This is a genomic window from Roseimicrobium gellanilyticum (genome assembly GCF_003315205.1).
Lineage (GTDB): Bacteria > Verrucomicrobiota > Verrucomicrobiia > Verrucomicrobiales > Verrucomicrobiaceae > Roseimicrobium > Roseimicrobium gellanilyticum.
Map to the genome: position 1 here is coordinate 400,628 of NZ_QNRR01000003.1, position 14,886 is coordinate 415,513.

Sequence of the window (14,886 nt, forward strand, 5' to 3'; positions counted from 1 at the left end):
CCGAATTCCGACAAGGAAGTTTGGCGTTCACCGTTGTAAATATTTGCTCAACCCATATTCGAATTCCCAGTCGGCCGAAAGGCATTCAAGGCTGAGGGCAATTCTGAGCAATTCTTCCCGCCAAAAAACAGAGGCTTGCGCGAATCATTCAACGGGAGTTTATTACTTGTCCATGCGTCCCGGAAATCTCAGCACCCGGCTCAATGTGAACCTTGGCGAGACTGTCCTCGTCGGGAAGATTGTGCGTGAGTTTGGCCAGTGGCATGGCATTCCGGAAGATGCGCTCTTTGTGGTGAATCTTTCGCTGGACGAACTGGTCACGAACATTGTGACCCACTCCCAAAAGCAGCCCCCTCCCCCCAAGGAAATCGTGCTGCGCCTCAGCACCGTGAAGGACGAGGTGCGCGCCGAGGTGGAGGATGACGGATGCGCCTTCAACCCTCTGACCATGCCTGTCCCGGATGTGGATGCGCCGCTCCATGAACGCGACCCCGGGGGGCTCGGCATTCACCTGGTCCGGAGTCTGATGGACTCTGTGAACTACCAGCGCGTTGGCACACGCAATCGCCTGACGATCTCAAAAAAAGTCGCCTGAATTCTCCCACCCGCTCCTGCCATGACCTTCAACATTGAAACCCAGCCTGGACTTTCCATCGCCTGCCTTGGTGGCCATGTGGACACGCTGAACGCCGGAGAATTGGAGAACACTCTCGTGGCTCTTGCGGACACGGGCGAAAACCAACTCCTCGTGGACTGCACCACACTGGAGTACATCAACAGCGCCGGCCTGCGCGTGTTCCTCCTTGTTGCGAAGCGCAAGGAAGCCACTGGTGGCAAGTGTGCTTTTTGTGGACTGACGACCAATGTGCGTCTGGTTTTCGAGACCATCGGCTTTGATCGCATCCTCACGGTGTATGAGTCACGAGCCGCTGCTCTTGCCCAGATGCAGCCGCTCTCACAAGCGGCTGCCTAATCCTCCCTCGCGACGGTGTTTGCCAATCTGCTCAAAGGCTCGCTGAGGTCGCGGTTCACCCGCCTGATTGGCATTCCAGCTGCGGCATTCCTCGTCCTTGCCTTCGGGCTGGTGACGTACCTGACCTTCAGCAATTCGATCCAGTCCACGACGGCAGAGGCGCTGGGCATGGCGCGCATTCATGCCGCGAAGCTGGACCAGGTACTGGCCACGGCCGCCCAAGTGCCTCACATGCACGCGCGCCTCTTCGAAAGCGGTGCCATGAAGGATCAGGCGACCGTTCAGAAATACATCACCGAGTCTCTGGCCAAGACGCCGGGCATCTACGGAAGCTGCCTGGCCTTTGAACCCAACACGTTCATCCCCGGTGTCACGAACTACTGTCCCTACGCCTACTGGAAGGATGGGCAGGCCACATTCGAGAATCTGATCCCGCCTGGCTACAATCACTTCGACTGGCCCTGGTACAATGATCCCAAACGCCTCGGGCATGCGATCTGGACAGAGCCCTACTTCGATACGGGTGGCGGCAATGTCATCATGACCACGCGCAGTGTCCCCTTTCGCAAGCCAAGCGCGGATGGCGCATCCGGCGAGTTCTGGGGTGTGGCCACGATCGACATTTCCCTGGAGGCTCTGCTCGGAGATTTGAATGCTTTGACGGTCGCGGAGACCGGCTACGCCATTCTGCTCAGTCCCGAGGGCCGCATTCTTGGCTGTCCGGACCGGGCCAAGATCATGAACACCAAGCTGGAGCAGCTCAATCCTGAGCTCGCAGCCGCGCTCATGCCTGGCAGTGAGGGATTCATCGCCGCCACCGATCCTTTGCAGAAGCGGCCTGTACGCGTGGCCTACTCTCCGGTGCCCGCAGCCAACTTCATGCTGGCCCTAGTCTACCCCGAGCGCGAGGTTTTTGCGAATGCGCACCGGCTGCTGAACTACCTGCTCATCATCGGTGTGCTGGGTCTGCTGTTCCTCTTCACCGTGCTCTGGCTCGTGGCCCGCTCGGTGAGCGAGCCTGTGGCGGAGCTGGCCAGTGCTGCCCGCAAAATTGCCGATGGCGACCTGGTCCAGCGTCTTGAGGCGCGCTCCAACATCGACGAAGTACGGGAGCTGGCCTCAGCTTTCGACAAGATGACGCGGGACCTCCGCATGCGCATGGAGGAGCTGCGCTACACCACCACGCTGAAGGAACGCATGGCAGGGGAACTCAATGCCGCCCGCAGCATCCAGATGAGCATGCTGCCGCGTGAGTGGCGGGACAAAGCAGGGTGGGAAGGTCACGCACGAGTGGCCTTGCACGCCATCATCCAGCCGGCTCGCGAGGTCGGTGGCGACTTCTACGACTACCGGTTTCTGGATGACCGGAGGCTCTCCATTTTGATCGGCGACGTCTCGGGCAAGGGTGTGCCTGCTGCGCTCTTCATGGCGATGACGCAGACGCTCTTCCAGGCGCATGCGGATGCCACACGCACGGTGACCGATGTGATGGCACGGGTGAACAACGCACTCTGTGCGGAAACGCACACCGGCATGTTCGTCACGCTGCTGTACGCCATGCTCGATGTGCAGACCGGCACGTTGGAAATGTGCAATGCGGGCCACCTGCCTCCTTTCCGACTCGCTCATGGGAAGCCGCCGACGCAGATCGAAAGCGCACGCAATCCGGCACTGGGCCTGGTGAAAGACATCCAATTCAAAACCGCCACCACACAGCTCGACCCCGAAGACCGCGTTTTCTTCTACACGGACGGAGTGACTGAAGCCTTCAATCAGAAGAACGAGCTCTACAGCACGGCCCGTCTGGAAGCGCTGCTGGAAAGAAGCATGGATGTCCCCGTGGAGATGCTCACGCAAACCGTCATCGCGGACGTGCAACATCATGCCATGGGCCACGAGGCCTCGGATGACCTCACCGTCCTGGCCGTGGGCTACAATCCAAAAGAAGCGCCCCGGGGATAGTCTTGCGTTGCGTTCAGACACCTTCTCCTGAATCTTGCGCAACTACCTTCATCCCCACTTCATGCAAGTTACCGTCAACGGCACTCCCACGGATTTCCCCAGCCCCACGCCCACCGTGGCTACACTGCTGGATCAGCTAGGGATGACCGGGAAGCCGGTGGTGGTGGAACTCAATCAACGCGCACTTTTCCCACGTGAGCTGGCCTCCACGCCAGTAGCAGAAGGCGACGTGCTCGAGCTGGTGCAGATCACCGCGGGCGGCTGAACAGTGCTTCTCAAGAGAATACTGGAACTGCACCGAGTTCAGGGCTCGGTTGGGGCAGCGGGCGCATATCGCTTGGCATGATCTTCATGCACAGGATCGATCTTCTGCAGCACCAGAACGACCTCAATACCCTGCTTGCCGAAAAACTCGATTTCCAAGGGCCATCCCAGCCTGCGTCTCGCTTCCGTGAAGAACTCCAGCACTTCCGCCTGAGTCCACACGTGGTGATGGATGTCCGCCCTGGTCCGCAAGGCCTTGTCCACATCGAACGACGCATCCACGAAGTCGCGATACTCTTCATACATTTCGCGTTCCTCCACCTCACGGTTGATGCGGTAGTCACGTAGCACATGTTCAAACGGAGTGATGGGACGCTTCACATCAAAGGTGAATCGCTTGTCGGGAAGGGCGATGAAGAGTCGCCCGCCTGTCCTGAGAACACGAAGGAAGTGCTCCAGCGTCTTCAGCGGGTTCACGCAGTGCTCCAGCATGTGGTTCGCGATGACGAAATCCTGGCTTTCATCCGCCATGCCTTCGAGCCACTGGCCATCGCCAACCCAGTCGGTCTCCACGATGCCCTTTGCCGCGAGTTCAGGGAACGTCGCCTCGTTTTCAGCCTTCGTGCGCTTGTCCACATAGCGGACCTTCACTCCAGGAGGCACCTGCAAAGGGAAATGCAGCGCGCCGATCTCGATGCCTTCTCCGGAAAGCTTGAGTGCAAGCAGGGAGCGCAAATCCACGTGCCCCTGCACCTGCGCGACAATCTCGGACCGCGCGCGTTCGGCAGCCTGCAATCGCTCCTTCAAGAATTGCTGCTCCGCGAGCAGGTCTGAAATCCGCTGCTCCAGCGGCGGCACTTGCGCCCTTGCAAGCTCGGCGGCGGCCTTGGCATCCCCAGCCATCCTCTTGGCACGTTCCGCCACTTTCTTGGAATGCTCGCCGGCTTCCCTGGCTTTCACACGACGGGCCTTTTCATGGAGCAGTGCGGCCTCGTGCTTCTTCCTTCGGACAAACGGAAACTTCATAGACTTCGGGATGGAGACTGGGATTGGAACGCCGTGCACGGCCCCTGGGCTTGCAGCCAGGGCCACTCACGCCGGGGCCTTGCCATGATGGGAAGCTCGGCATCCAGGGACAGATTGATGTTGTAGCACGGGTCGCGATGGACCAGCAGCGGCCACCGGCGCATCAGTTCGTGCGCTTCAAGGGCGATCGCAGCCTTGCGTTCAGAGGTGGCTTCTAGCGTCCGGCGGCTTTGGGATTCATGGTGCACCAGGGTGGCGAATGGAGTGTAGATGTTGGTCAACCCCATGTCCCGAAGACGCAGGCAAAACTCCACGTCGTTGTAGGCGATGGGGAACGTCACTTCATCAAATCTGCCTGCCCGCTCGAAGACATCACGACGCACCGCCAGACAAGCGCCGGTAACTGCAGAAACTTCCCGCACGAGATCCGGTGGCCCACCTATCGACGGAGCATCTGGTGGCGAATTACGGAATACATGTCCGGCAATTCCCACCATGCTGAGCACCACACCGGCATGCTGGATGAGGCCCCGCTCGTACAGAAGGCGGGCACCCACGGCTCCCACTTCCTTGCGACAGGCCTGGCGCACCAGTTCGCAGAGCCAGTCCGGATTGGTGATGCGCACGTCGTTGTTCAGGAAGACGAGCACCGAGCCTGTAGCCACACTGGCGCCCAAATTATTAAGAGCCGACCAGTTGAAGGCTCCGGTGTGCCGGATGACTTTGGCATTGAGACCAGCCGCCTCCAGCTTCCGCAAATAGCCGAGCGTTTCCACACAGGTGGAATCGTTGTCTACGACAATCAATTCCACATCCGGGTATTCAGTGATGCTCGCATGGGACTCCATGGCATCACGAAGGAGCGCATGCCGATCCCTGGTGGGGATGATGATGGAGACGCGAGGCGGTGGGTCGGGCAGAGGCCAGATCACCTGCCACTTTCCTCCGTCCAGCGGCTGCAATACGGCACCAGTCCCCGTGACACGCAGGTGGTCCTCCACCGCACGGTACCCTGCGGACGCCGCATAGGGTTTGGCATCATTCGTGGAGGCAGTCGAAGTAGGAAGAGTGCGCCAGTGATAGAGCACCCGGGGAATGTGCCGCACCTTGTCTCGCCCGCAGTGGGTCAGGGCACGCAGCGTGATATCCCAATCCTGGCTGCCTTCGTAGCCAGGCCGGAATCCTCCCACCTCGCGAAGCAGGCTGGTGCGAAAAGATCCGAGATGGCTCACACAATTCTGCCCGAGCAGCAGATCGTAATTCCAACCGGGCTTGAAATAGGGGCCGGTTCGCACGCCGCTGGCATCGATCTTGTCTTCATCACTGAAGATGATGCCCGCCTCAGGGTGATGAGCCGCCTCCCAAGCGATGTGGAACAGCGCATGTGGCGGGAGTTCATCGTCATGATCCAGCAGCACGGTGAACTCGCCCGTGCACAACTCAAGCGCCGAGTTCGAGGCTTTGCAGATGTGGCCATTTTCCGAACGCAGGCACAGCTTGATGCGAGGATCCAGCGCTGCCTGCTTCTGTAGAAACTCACGGGTCTGGGGAGATGGAGAGCAATCATCCGCGATGCACAACTCCCAATTGGGATACACCTGGTGCTGCACGGATTGGATGGCACGGAGCAGCCAGCGTTCCGGCGAATCATAGACCGGCATCAATACGGACAACAGCGGCTGGCCGGGCATGCGCCCTAGGGCATTCCGCATGGCTTCCAATTCCATCGCATCCGGATCGCCGTGGCTCCGCAGCCAGCGTTCATAGCTGTTGGCAGCCGCGCGACGGACGAAGCGCTTCATGAGCCTCCAGGCCCAGGGCAGACGCACATCACACTTTGCAAACGGCACCCACTTCCGCTGCTCAGACTTGTACTGCAGCTCAAAGCGGGTCCACCCGGATTGCAACTTCAACTCGATCGAGAAACCAGAATAGAGCGCCTCCGGTCTGCCAGGATGCTGCATCAGGGCCTCAGGACGAAACTGTTTGCGCTTGGCCACCAAAATGGACTGCCCATGGACCGCGCGGATCCCAAAGATCTCCGTATCCCGGGGGGGCACGAACCATCCCTGCAGGTTGCAGGAATCAGACAGGACCGTCACGCAAAGGTCGACTTCGCGAAGCTTCGCCCGGCGTGCCAAAACGCCAGCAGACTCCTCACGGGCCGGAGTTACTGAGAAGGCAAATGTATGCCCCGATGCCGCCGTGCCCATCACGAACCCGGGTGGATCACGATGGCTGAAGGCTGCAGAGTTCATCACGCAAGATGACGGGTGGTGGCACGACGCGCCCATGCGTCCGCTTCCACGAGTTGGTCCAAGACCGGGTGTGCCACATTGGTGTGCTCCTGCATCACACGCTCCACGGTTTCCCAGATGGCCGTGAATTTGATGCGGCTGGCCAGGAAGGCCTCCACCGCGACTTCATTCGCAGCGTTCATCACTGCAGGCAGGGTACCGCCGGCATCCCCCGCCTCACGTGCGAGCCGCAGTGCGGGGAAGACGTCTTCACGCGGCGCTTCAAAATGCAGCGTCGCAAGCTTTGCAAAATCCAGCGGCGGGAGATTGTTCGGCACGCGAGCCGGCCAGGTGACGGCATACTGGATAGGAAAACACATGTCACTATGACTGAGCTGGGCGAGCACGGAATTGTCCACGAACTCGACCATGCTGTGCACAATGCTCTGGGGATGCACCACCACATCCACACGACTCATGGGCACGCCAAAGAGCCAGTGTGCCTCGATCATCTCCAGCCCCTTGTTGAACAAGGTGGCGGAGTCGATGGTGATCTTCCGTCCCATATTCCAGGTAGGATGCTTCAGTGCCTGGGCCACCGTCACGTGCTCCAGATCCGCGGCCGCCGCCTTGCGAAACGGTCCACCGCTCGCCGTGAGCAGGAGTCGGCGGGTGTGCGAAGGATCGCGTTGCTCCAGGCATTGGAAGATCGCGTTGTGCTCACTGTCCACGGGGAGCACGCTCACCTTTTTCCGTGCCGCGGAAGACATCACCGCTTCGCCAGCCATGACGAGAATCTCCTTGCTGGCCACCGCGAGATCCATGCCCCGCTCGATGGCCTCCAAAGAAGGTGCAAGACCTGCCACACCGACGATGGCCACCAGCACCATGTCTGCATCAGATTCCCGCACAATTTCCACGAGGCCGCCATTTCCTGCGAAGACCCGCACGTCCTGCGGCAGCAATTCCCGCGCGCGCCTGGCGGCGTCTTCGTCGGTCACACAGACCTGCTTCACTCCGGTCTCCGCAACCTGGGCCACGAGGGTATCTACACTGCGTTGCGCAGCGAGGCCGACGATCTCCATGCGATCCGGAATATCGCGCGCCACCTTCATGGCGCTGGTGCCAATCGAACCGGTGGACCCCAGCACCAGGACCTTGCGCCGACGAACCGGTGCACTTGAGGATGCATTCTTATCCCACGCCTGCTGGGGCTGGGAGGTCATTCGGTGTGAGATGTCTGCCATGCGGTTTGAAGCAGTGGCAACCCTTCGATTGCGACGGCACGCCCGCAAGCGGAAAGCGCTGCGCGTGCCGGATTCCAAGGCGATGGCACCTGGGGTGGAAATTGACCCGCGAAGCGTCCCCTGCCCACGCCACGAGGCACGGCCATGGCCCCGACCTGTGCCAGCCCAGCCGGCAGACTACGCCTGGCCAATCACGCGCAGGTAGAAGTAGCAAACAGGCGCGGTGAAGAGCAGGCTGTCCGTGAGGTCGAGGATCCCCCCAATACCGGGCAGCTTGTGACCAGAGTCCTTGATGCTGTGGCAGCGCTTCAGCACGGACTCCGCAAGGTCACCAATCACGGCCGCAATGCAGAGAATGGGCGCCAGGATGAGCGCCGAGGTCCAGTTGAGCGGTGCGAGCTTGTCCGGCACAATGAACATCATGCTGCACATGGCGACGTAGGCCCCCGTGAAGGCACCACTCAGTCCCTCCCAAGTCTTTGCCGGACTGATGTGGGGGATCATCTTGTGCTTCCCAAACCAGGAACCAAAAGCATATGCGCCCATGTCACTGAACTTCGTGACCATGATGGCCATGAGGAGCAGGTGGGACCCGCTCGCGGCCTGCTCCATGAAGAGAATGCGCGCCAGGAATCCCATCATGAGCGCCGTGTAAATGACGCCGAAGATGGTGAAATAGATGCGCACCAGCGTATCACGGCCCTCCAACGAATGAGCCAATGCCGGCAGGAAGGCCGCCTGAACGGTCGCGGCGAGGAAGGCCGCCTCCAGCCACCAGGGGGGCTCCACGCTTTGCGGAATGGATTGCCAGGCCATGACTGCCCAAAAGACGACGCACAGGCCGAAACCGACCCAGCGGTAGGCTCTGGCCTTCGTGTCCCGGGCCTCCAGGCGGAAGTACTCCGCGGAAGTGCCGATGCCTGCCAGCGCAATCATCAGCAGCAACAGCCAGTCCAGCCCCGTGAGCAAGCCCACCGTGATGAACGCCCAGAGTGCGAGCGTGCTGCCCAATCGAATGACAAACACCTTCCCCTTGCTGGGAGGCTGAGAAGTGCTCTGGGGCGCGGACATGCTGTGGTCGGAAAACGGCCATCAAAGCAAATTGCGCCCATCAGGCAAACAAGACTTTAAGGCGATGTTGAATCCGAATCGTCCCGCTGCACTCCACTGGTCTGCTCGCCAGACCAGCATTCTCCCCGCGACGATGCTTCTTCCTTGCCTAGGCTGGCCGCTTTCGCCTCCCCGTTCCAGCCTTCATGAACCTGCCCGAGTCCCAGCGCCTCATTGGCCTCACCCCTGCCACCCACACGCCGTTCCATCCTGATGGTGCACTCCACCTGGACGCTGTCGCCCCCCTCGCGGCCCATTTGTTGAAGTGGAAGATCGGTTCCGTCTTCATCGGCGGCAGCACCGGTGAAAGCCACTCTCTCACCCTTCGCGAGCGCCTTGCCCTTACGGAGCGCTGGATGAGCGTCGTGAAAGGCACGCCCATGCGGGTGATTGTCCACGTCGGTTCCAACTGCCTTGAAGACGCCGCAGCTCTCGCCTCTCACGCCCAGGAACACGGTGCGGCAGCCATCTCCGCCCTCGCGCCTTCGTATTTCAAGCCACGCAATTTGGACGCGCTCATCTCCTGCGCAGCCCAGATCGCGGCCGCAGCGCCGGACACACCCTTCTACCACTACGACATCCCGTCTATGACAGGGGTGTCCTTTTCGATGCCCGAGTTCCTCTCAAAGGCTGCAGAACACATCCCGACCCTGGCGGGACTGAAGTTCACCAATCCCGATCTCATGGCCTACCTGCAGTGTCTGCAAATGGATCCTGGCTACTGGGACATACCCTGGGGCATGGACGAGTGGATGCTTGGTGCTCTGGCCACTGGAGCACGTGGCGCAGTGGGCAGCAGCTTCAACTTTGCGGCCCCAGTGTATCAGCGGCTGATGGCGGCGTTTGCGAAGAATGATCTGGACACCGCCCGCCGCGAGCAGCTTCGCAGCACCCAAATCATCAGCACGCTTGCCCGGCACGGATACATGGCCGCCGCAAAGGCGACCATGGAAATGCTCAACGTGCCCGTGGGGCCGCCCCGTCTGCCCAACACCGCCCTCGATCACTCCCAGAAGAAGGTGCTCCAGAGCGAGCTGGAATCACTGGGGTTCTTTGACTGGCTGATGGAGCAATAGCGCCGGCTATCTGGCATTTACCACCCAAGGAGGACGGTGGCTGGGGATCTGGGCCTTGAAGTCGCCCAGGCTGTGCCAATGCTCGCGCTTCTCCAGATCCACCTCCTGCACCACCACGGTGCTCCACTCTTTGGCATAGCTCAGCACCGTGCCGTCGTGTCCGTAGATGGCGGAGAGCATCCAGCCGGTCTCAGGCTTTTCGTACGTGCTACTCACCACATACACATGGTTTTCGCACGCGCGGGCTTGGGCGAGCATCGGATTGCACCCCCAAACGGGCCATGCAATCACCTCGGCGCCATTGATGGTGAGCTGGCGCGCCACCTCGGGGAAGAATCCGTCATAACACACCATCATGCCCACCTTGCCAAAGCGGGTGGTAAAGACTGGGTACTCGTGCCCCGGAGTCACGCCCGCCTCGACTTCGCTACGCGGCAGGGAACACTTGCGATACTTGCCCGCCACTTTCCCGTCCGGCCCAATCAGCACCGCCACGTTGTACACCAGGGCGCCATCACGCTCAATGAGACCGGCGACGATGTAGTTGTTGTGCTGTTTCGCCAGTGTGCCGAAGTAATCCGTCACACTGCCCGGCACTGTCTCTGCACACTCGACCATGGGTTTGCCACTGCCGTAATAGGTGAGCGTCTCCGGCAGCACCACAAAGTCGGCTTTCTGCTTCGCAGCCTCGGCGAGCAGGGGTTCAAAGAGGCGGGCTTTTTCCAGCAGCGTCTTTCCCTCGCGAGGCTGGAAGTGAACCGTTGCCAGACGCACCTTGCGTGAGGGCATCTCAGCCACCTCGGCAAGACCAGCACCGCTCCACTCCACGCGGGCACCTGGCTGCCACTGTAGATACAGTTCCACCATGCCCTTCGTCGCTCCCGGTGGCACGAGGTAGGTGTCGCTCATTTCCGTCCAGCCATTCTTGGCCACTGCTTTCCGCCTCGGGTACTCGGGCTCTGACTTGGGCGGCTCGCCTTTGCGATAGGCGGTGAAGGTGGGCTCAGCGTGCTTCACCGGCTTGTCCTGCGCATCGCGCCAGAGGATGCGGGTGATGATGCTGTGGTCGGCATTTTCTACGCCGGTCGCCTTGTACCAGACTGAGAAGCGATGCGGCCTGCCTCCCTGCACGGGAAACTCGCCCTTCCATGCCCCCTGCTGTCCCTCACGCTTGTCAGACTCAATGACAAACGATCCTTTGCCATCGATGCCCCCTTTCTCTTGATGGGCGAAGTGCGGCGAGATCTCTTCACGTGGCGCCCACGATTGCCAGTTCGACGGCGGAGGCGCCCCCTGCAACAGAGAACCGGTGAGCGCGGAGACAAGAAGGGCAGCGCGAAGGATGCTTGCGGTCATGCAGCCCATACGGCGCGGAATGTGGCGATTTTCCAGCAAAGAGCCGGTTGCACAGGCCCCCTCCACAGGCGATGCATGGGCAGCACCGCACTCATGCCCTGCACGCTAGCCAAACTGCCCTGCGGCGTCATCTACACTGAGGTCTTTGCCGAGTACCTCGCCGGAGTGTACCTGAAGCACGCCGAGGCCCATCCCCGCCGGGTCATGACGCTGGACTACATCCGCTGCGCGTCTGGTCCCATGAAGGGGCGTGCCTGGTGGCAGGTGCTGTGGGTGCCTCAGGAAACCGTCCCAGAGTACCGCTGCTACCGCATGGGCCGCATCATCGTCCACATTCCCAAGAATGTGCAGCACGGGCTCCGCGAACGTTGCCTGGACTTCGAAAATGGCCGCGTCGTAGTGAAGCCTTGATCAAGGGCTCTGTACGTGAGCACAATGACACGAGTTTTGTCTTTCAAATGAATGCGGCGCAGTGTTTAGTCTGGGCCGCTCATGCGTAAAGCCTTGAGCCTCAACGATAATCGCCATTTCTCGGGTCGTCGACCAATGGCGGCAGCGTGCCCGAGTAAGGGCAAAATTCCTGTTTCCTACTAAATTGTGGCTCTAGTCTTAGGAATCAACGCCTGGCACGGCGACTCGTCCGCCGCCATCATCAAGGATGGGAAATTGATCGCCGCTGTCGAAGAGGAGCGTTTCCTGCGCATCAAGCACTGGGCAGGTCTGCCGGTCGAGTCCATGAAGTACTGCCTGAAGGAGGCGGGCGCGCAGTTTGGCGATCTCGAACACATCGCCATCAATCTCAACCCGCGCGTCAACAACCTCCGCCGGTTGCTTCACCTCATCCGGCATCGGCCCGACCTCGGGCTGGTGATGGAGCGCCTGCGGAAGCGCAGCAAGGCGAAAAGCGTGGGCGAGAAGATCGCGGACGCCTTTCCTCAGGAGAAGATGCGCGCCGAGGTGCACCACATCGAGCACCATCTGGCCCACCTGGCGTCCTCCTACCTGTGCAGCCCCTTCGACGAAGCCGTGAACCTTTCCGTGGACGGCATGGGCGACTTTGCCAGCGCCGCCTGGGGCATGGGCAGAGGCCAGTCTCTCAGCGTGGAGGGGCGCGTATACTTCCCGCACTCGCTGGGTATCTTCTACTCCGTCATGACCCAGTGGCTGGGCTTCCCCCACTACGGTGACGAGTACAAGATCATGGGCCTGGCCCCCTACGGCAAGCCCGAACACCTGGATCTGATGCGCCAGATTGTGCGCGTACAGGCGGACGGGACCTTCGAGCTCGACCTGCGGTACTTCCGCCATCATCGCGAGGCAGTGCCGTACACCTGGGACAAAGGCTCCCCTGAGGTGGGAACGCTCTACACTCCTGCCCTTGAGGAACTGCTCGGTCCGGCGCGCAAGAAGGAGGAACCCCTGGACCAGCGGCACAAGGACATCGCACGCAGTGTGCAGGCGATGTACGAAGAGGCGTTCTTCGCCATGCTGGCGTCGCTCCACAAGAAGTACCAGTGTGATGCCCTGACGCTCAGCGGTGGCTGCGCAATGAACTCCGTCGCGAACGGCAAGGTCTTTTCCCGCAGCCCCTTCAAGAAGCTCTACATCCAGAGTGCCGCGGGTGATGCCGGAGGCGCCATCGGTGCGGGAATGGTCGTGGCGCAGCAACTCGGGGGCGCCAGCGTTCCGCGCCATCACTGCCTGCACGCGTACTGGGGTCCGCAATTCAGCGAGGAAGACTACAGGTCGCTCCTGAACGCCGAGCAGGCCCGCATTCGCGATGCCGGCTGCGAGGTGACTGCCTACACAGCAGATGAGACAGAAAAGCTCTGCGCCTCCACTGCGCAGGCCATCAGCGAAGGCAAAGTCATTGGCTGGTTTCAAGGACGCCTGGAGTGGGGTCCGCGTGCGCTGGGAAATCGCAGCATCCTCGGCGATCCCCGTCGCGCGGACATGAAGGACATTCTGAACGCGAAGATCAAGCGCCGCGAATCTTTCCGTCCCTTTGCGCCGAGTGTGCTGCGTGAGGCCGTCGGAGAGTGGTTCGAGACAGACGACGACGTGCCCTTCATGATGCAGGTGTACCAGGTCCGCGAAGAGCGTCGCTCAAAAATCCCGGCAGTGACGCACGTGGATGGCAGCGGCCGCTTGCAGACGGTGTATCGCGAGACCAACCCAATGTATCATCGGGTCATTGAGCACTTCCGCGATCTCACCGGGGTGCCCATGGTGCTGAACACGAGTTTCAACGAAAACGAACCTGTCGTGTGCCATCCCAAGGAAGCCCTCGATTGCTTTCTCCGCACGAAGATGGATGTGCTGGTGCTGGGAAACCAGATGCTGCAGCGACGTGGATAGGACCATGCACGAAGCTTCGGAGTTTGATCCGCATGTGCCCCCTCCCCGTGGCGAGGGACGTGTGGTCATCTTTTCGAGAAGGAGGTTCTCCCAGAAGGTCTACCGGTCAGCATTTTACGAATTTGAGAATGTCATTGGGACTGTTGACGACGTGGACTATCACGCTCCAGCGATGCTACGAGCAAGGTCTGCATCCTACCTGGCATCGAGAATGGCGGATAAGATCAAGTTCCGACTCGGGCTGCCCTCTCCGCCAACGACCCAGGTCGAAGAGAGCCATCTTCCGGGCACCTATGAGCTCGGGTTCGCCATCTTTGAGTACGCCTCTGAAATTCCCACCATCCGATCCATCGCGAACTGGAAAAAGAATTGCCGCAAGACTGTCTGCTACCTGGGTGAGCACTGGCCGCATGAGTTTTCAAAACCGCAGAAACGAGCGTGTTTTGAGTTGCTTGGCCAGTTCGACTTCATCATCTGCCATTGCCCCCAGGTGGGGCAGCTCGAATCGCTGACCGGGCGTCCGTGCCATCACCTTCCAGTGGGCATTGACGCGCTGCGCTTTTGTCCTCGCTCCCTCAATGCGCCGAGACCCATTGAAGTTTTCAGCATGGGTCGCCGTTCCCCCGCAATTCACCAGGCACTCATGCGCGATGCAGAAGCCGGCAGAGTATTCTATCTCTATGACACAGCGGCGGGCTTCGATGTGATGAACTGGCGGGAACACCGCGAATTGATCGCAAACAACATCAAGCGCAGCGAATTCTTCGTCAGCTTCAAGCACAACGTTTCACTTGAGTCCCTCACAGGAGGAGTTGAAGCGGTGGGCGCCCGGTTGTTCGAAGGAGCCGCAGGGGGGGCGATCCAAATCGGCATGGCGCCAGATTGCGATACCTTTCGGGAGTATTTCGACTGGGAAGATGCCGTGATTCCCATGCCCTACGATTGCACCCACCCGCTGGAGTTCATCAAAGATCTCCGCTGGCAGCCGGAACGCCTCGCGGCTGCGCGGCGGAACAGCATTTCGAACACGTTGCGCCGTCATGACTGGAGCCAGCGCTGGAAACGGATTCTCCAACTGGTTGACATGCCCCCCATGGAGTCCCTCACGCAACGCGAAAAGGAACTGGCCCGCGCGGAATGCAATCTGCAAGGAAATTGAAACCCACGATGTTTCATCCAAAAAAGCACCCGCTTGTTTTCTCCGCATAAAGATGGATGTACTGGTGCTGAGTTGTATACAACCACCCCACCAGCAACCAAGTACTCCGCAAGCAATT

13 protein-coding genes are annotated in these 14,886 nt (G+C 60.3%); 8 read left to right on the forward strand and 5 right to left on the reverse strand.

The genetic code is table 11. The annotated features are described in order from the left end of the window. The first annotated feature begins 172 nt into the window (after positions 1-172). The 4 genes from DES53_RS32940 (at position 173) to thiS (ending at position 3,200) form a co-directional block, all read left to right on the forward strand. Positions 173-595, forward strand: a complete 423-nt coding sequence (locus DES53_RS32940) for an ATP-binding protein (RefSeq protein WP_170157033.1) — start codon at positions 173-175, stop codon at positions 593-595. 21 nt (positions 596-616) lie between these two features. Next, complete coding sequence (locus DES53_RS11605; protein WP_113958424.1) at positions 617-973, forward strand: STAS domain-containing protein; 357 nt, start codon at positions 617-619, stop codon at positions 971-973. Between the two features lie 15 nt (positions 974-988). Beyond that, entirely contained in the window at positions 989-2,935 is a 1,947-nt protein-coding gene (locus DES53_RS11610) for a SpoIIE family protein phosphatase (protein WP_113958425.1), read from the forward strand. A gap of 61 nt (positions 2,936-2,996) precedes the next feature. Further along, entirely contained in the window at positions 2,997-3,200 is a 204-nt protein-coding gene (gene thiS, locus DES53_RS11615) for a sulfur carrier protein ThiS (protein ID WP_113958426.1), read from the forward strand. A 38-nt stretch (positions 3,201-3,238) separates the two neighbouring features. On the opposite strand, the gene DES53_RS11620 is transcribed toward thiS, so the two are convergent. The 4 genes from DES53_RS11620 to DES53_RS11635 form a co-directional block, all read right to left on the reverse strand. Then, on the reverse strand, positions 3,239-4,225 hold the full coding sequence (locus DES53_RS11620) for a methyltransferase domain-containing protein (protein ID WP_113958427.1): 987 nt from the start codon (positions 4,223-4,225) through the stop codon (positions 3,239-3,241). Continuing rightward, a complete protein-coding gene (locus DES53_RS11625; protein ID WP_170157034.1) occupies positions 4,222-6,483 on the reverse strand; it encodes a glycosyltransferase family 2 protein in 2,262 nt (753 codons plus the stop codon). The genes DES53_RS11620 and DES53_RS11625 overlap by 4 nt, the downstream gene beginning before the upstream one ends. Continuing rightward, a complete protein-coding gene (locus DES53_RS11630; protein ID WP_113958429.1) occupies positions 6,483-7,688 on the reverse strand; it encodes a 1-deoxy-D-xylulose-5-phosphate reductoisomerase in 1,206 nt (401 codons plus the stop codon). The genes DES53_RS11625 and DES53_RS11630 overlap by 1 nt, the downstream gene beginning before the upstream one ends. Before the next feature lie 198 nt (positions 7,689-7,886). Next, positions 7,887-8,780, reverse strand: coding sequence for a phosphatidate cytidylyltransferase (locus DES53_RS11635; protein ID WP_113958430.1), 894 nt, complete (start codon positions 8,778-8,780; stop codon positions 7,887-7,889). Between the two features lie 185 nt (positions 8,781-8,965). Between DES53_RS11635 and DES53_RS11640 the strand changes: the two genes are divergently transcribed. Next, the gene (locus DES53_RS11640; protein ID WP_113958431.1) at positions 8,966-9,895 is read left to right on the forward strand and encodes a dihydrodipicolinate synthase family protein; all 930 of its coding nucleotides are present in this window, start codon (positions 8,966-8,968) and stop codon (positions 9,893-9,895) included. Positions 9,896-9,901: 6 nt separating this feature from the next. On the opposite strand, the gene DES53_RS11645 is transcribed toward DES53_RS11640, so the two are convergent. Continuing rightward, positions 9,902-11,251, reverse strand: a complete 1,350-nt coding sequence (locus DES53_RS11645) for a carbon-nitrogen hydrolase family protein (protein ID WP_211325523.1) — start codon at positions 11,249-11,251, stop codon at positions 9,902-9,904. A gap of 93 nt (positions 11,252-11,344) precedes the next feature. On the opposite strand from DES53_RS11645, the gene DES53_RS11650 reads away from it, so the two are divergent. The 3 genes from DES53_RS11650 (at position 11,345) to DES53_RS11660 (ending at position 14,768) form a co-directional block, all read left to right on the forward strand. Next, positions 11,345-11,662 (forward strand): hypothetical protein, encoded by a 318-nt coding sequence (locus DES53_RS11650; protein ID WP_147263354.1) that lies wholly within the window; start codon positions 11,345-11,347, stop codon positions 11,660-11,662. Positions 11,663-11,848: 186 nt separating this feature from the next. After that, on the forward strand, positions 11,849-13,609 hold the full coding sequence (locus DES53_RS11655) for a carbamoyltransferase family protein (protein ID WP_113958434.1): 1,761 nt from the start codon (positions 11,849-11,851) through the stop codon (positions 13,607-13,609). 4 nt (positions 13,610-13,613) lie between these two features. Then, positions 13,614-14,768 carry a glycosyltransferase gene (locus tag DES53_RS11660; protein ID WP_170157035.1) on the forward strand — a complete coding sequence of 385 codons (1,155 nt, stop codon included), beginning with the start codon at positions 13,614-13,616 and terminating at the stop codon, positions 14,766-14,768. The last annotated feature ends 118 nt before the right edge of the window (positions 14,769-14,886 follow it).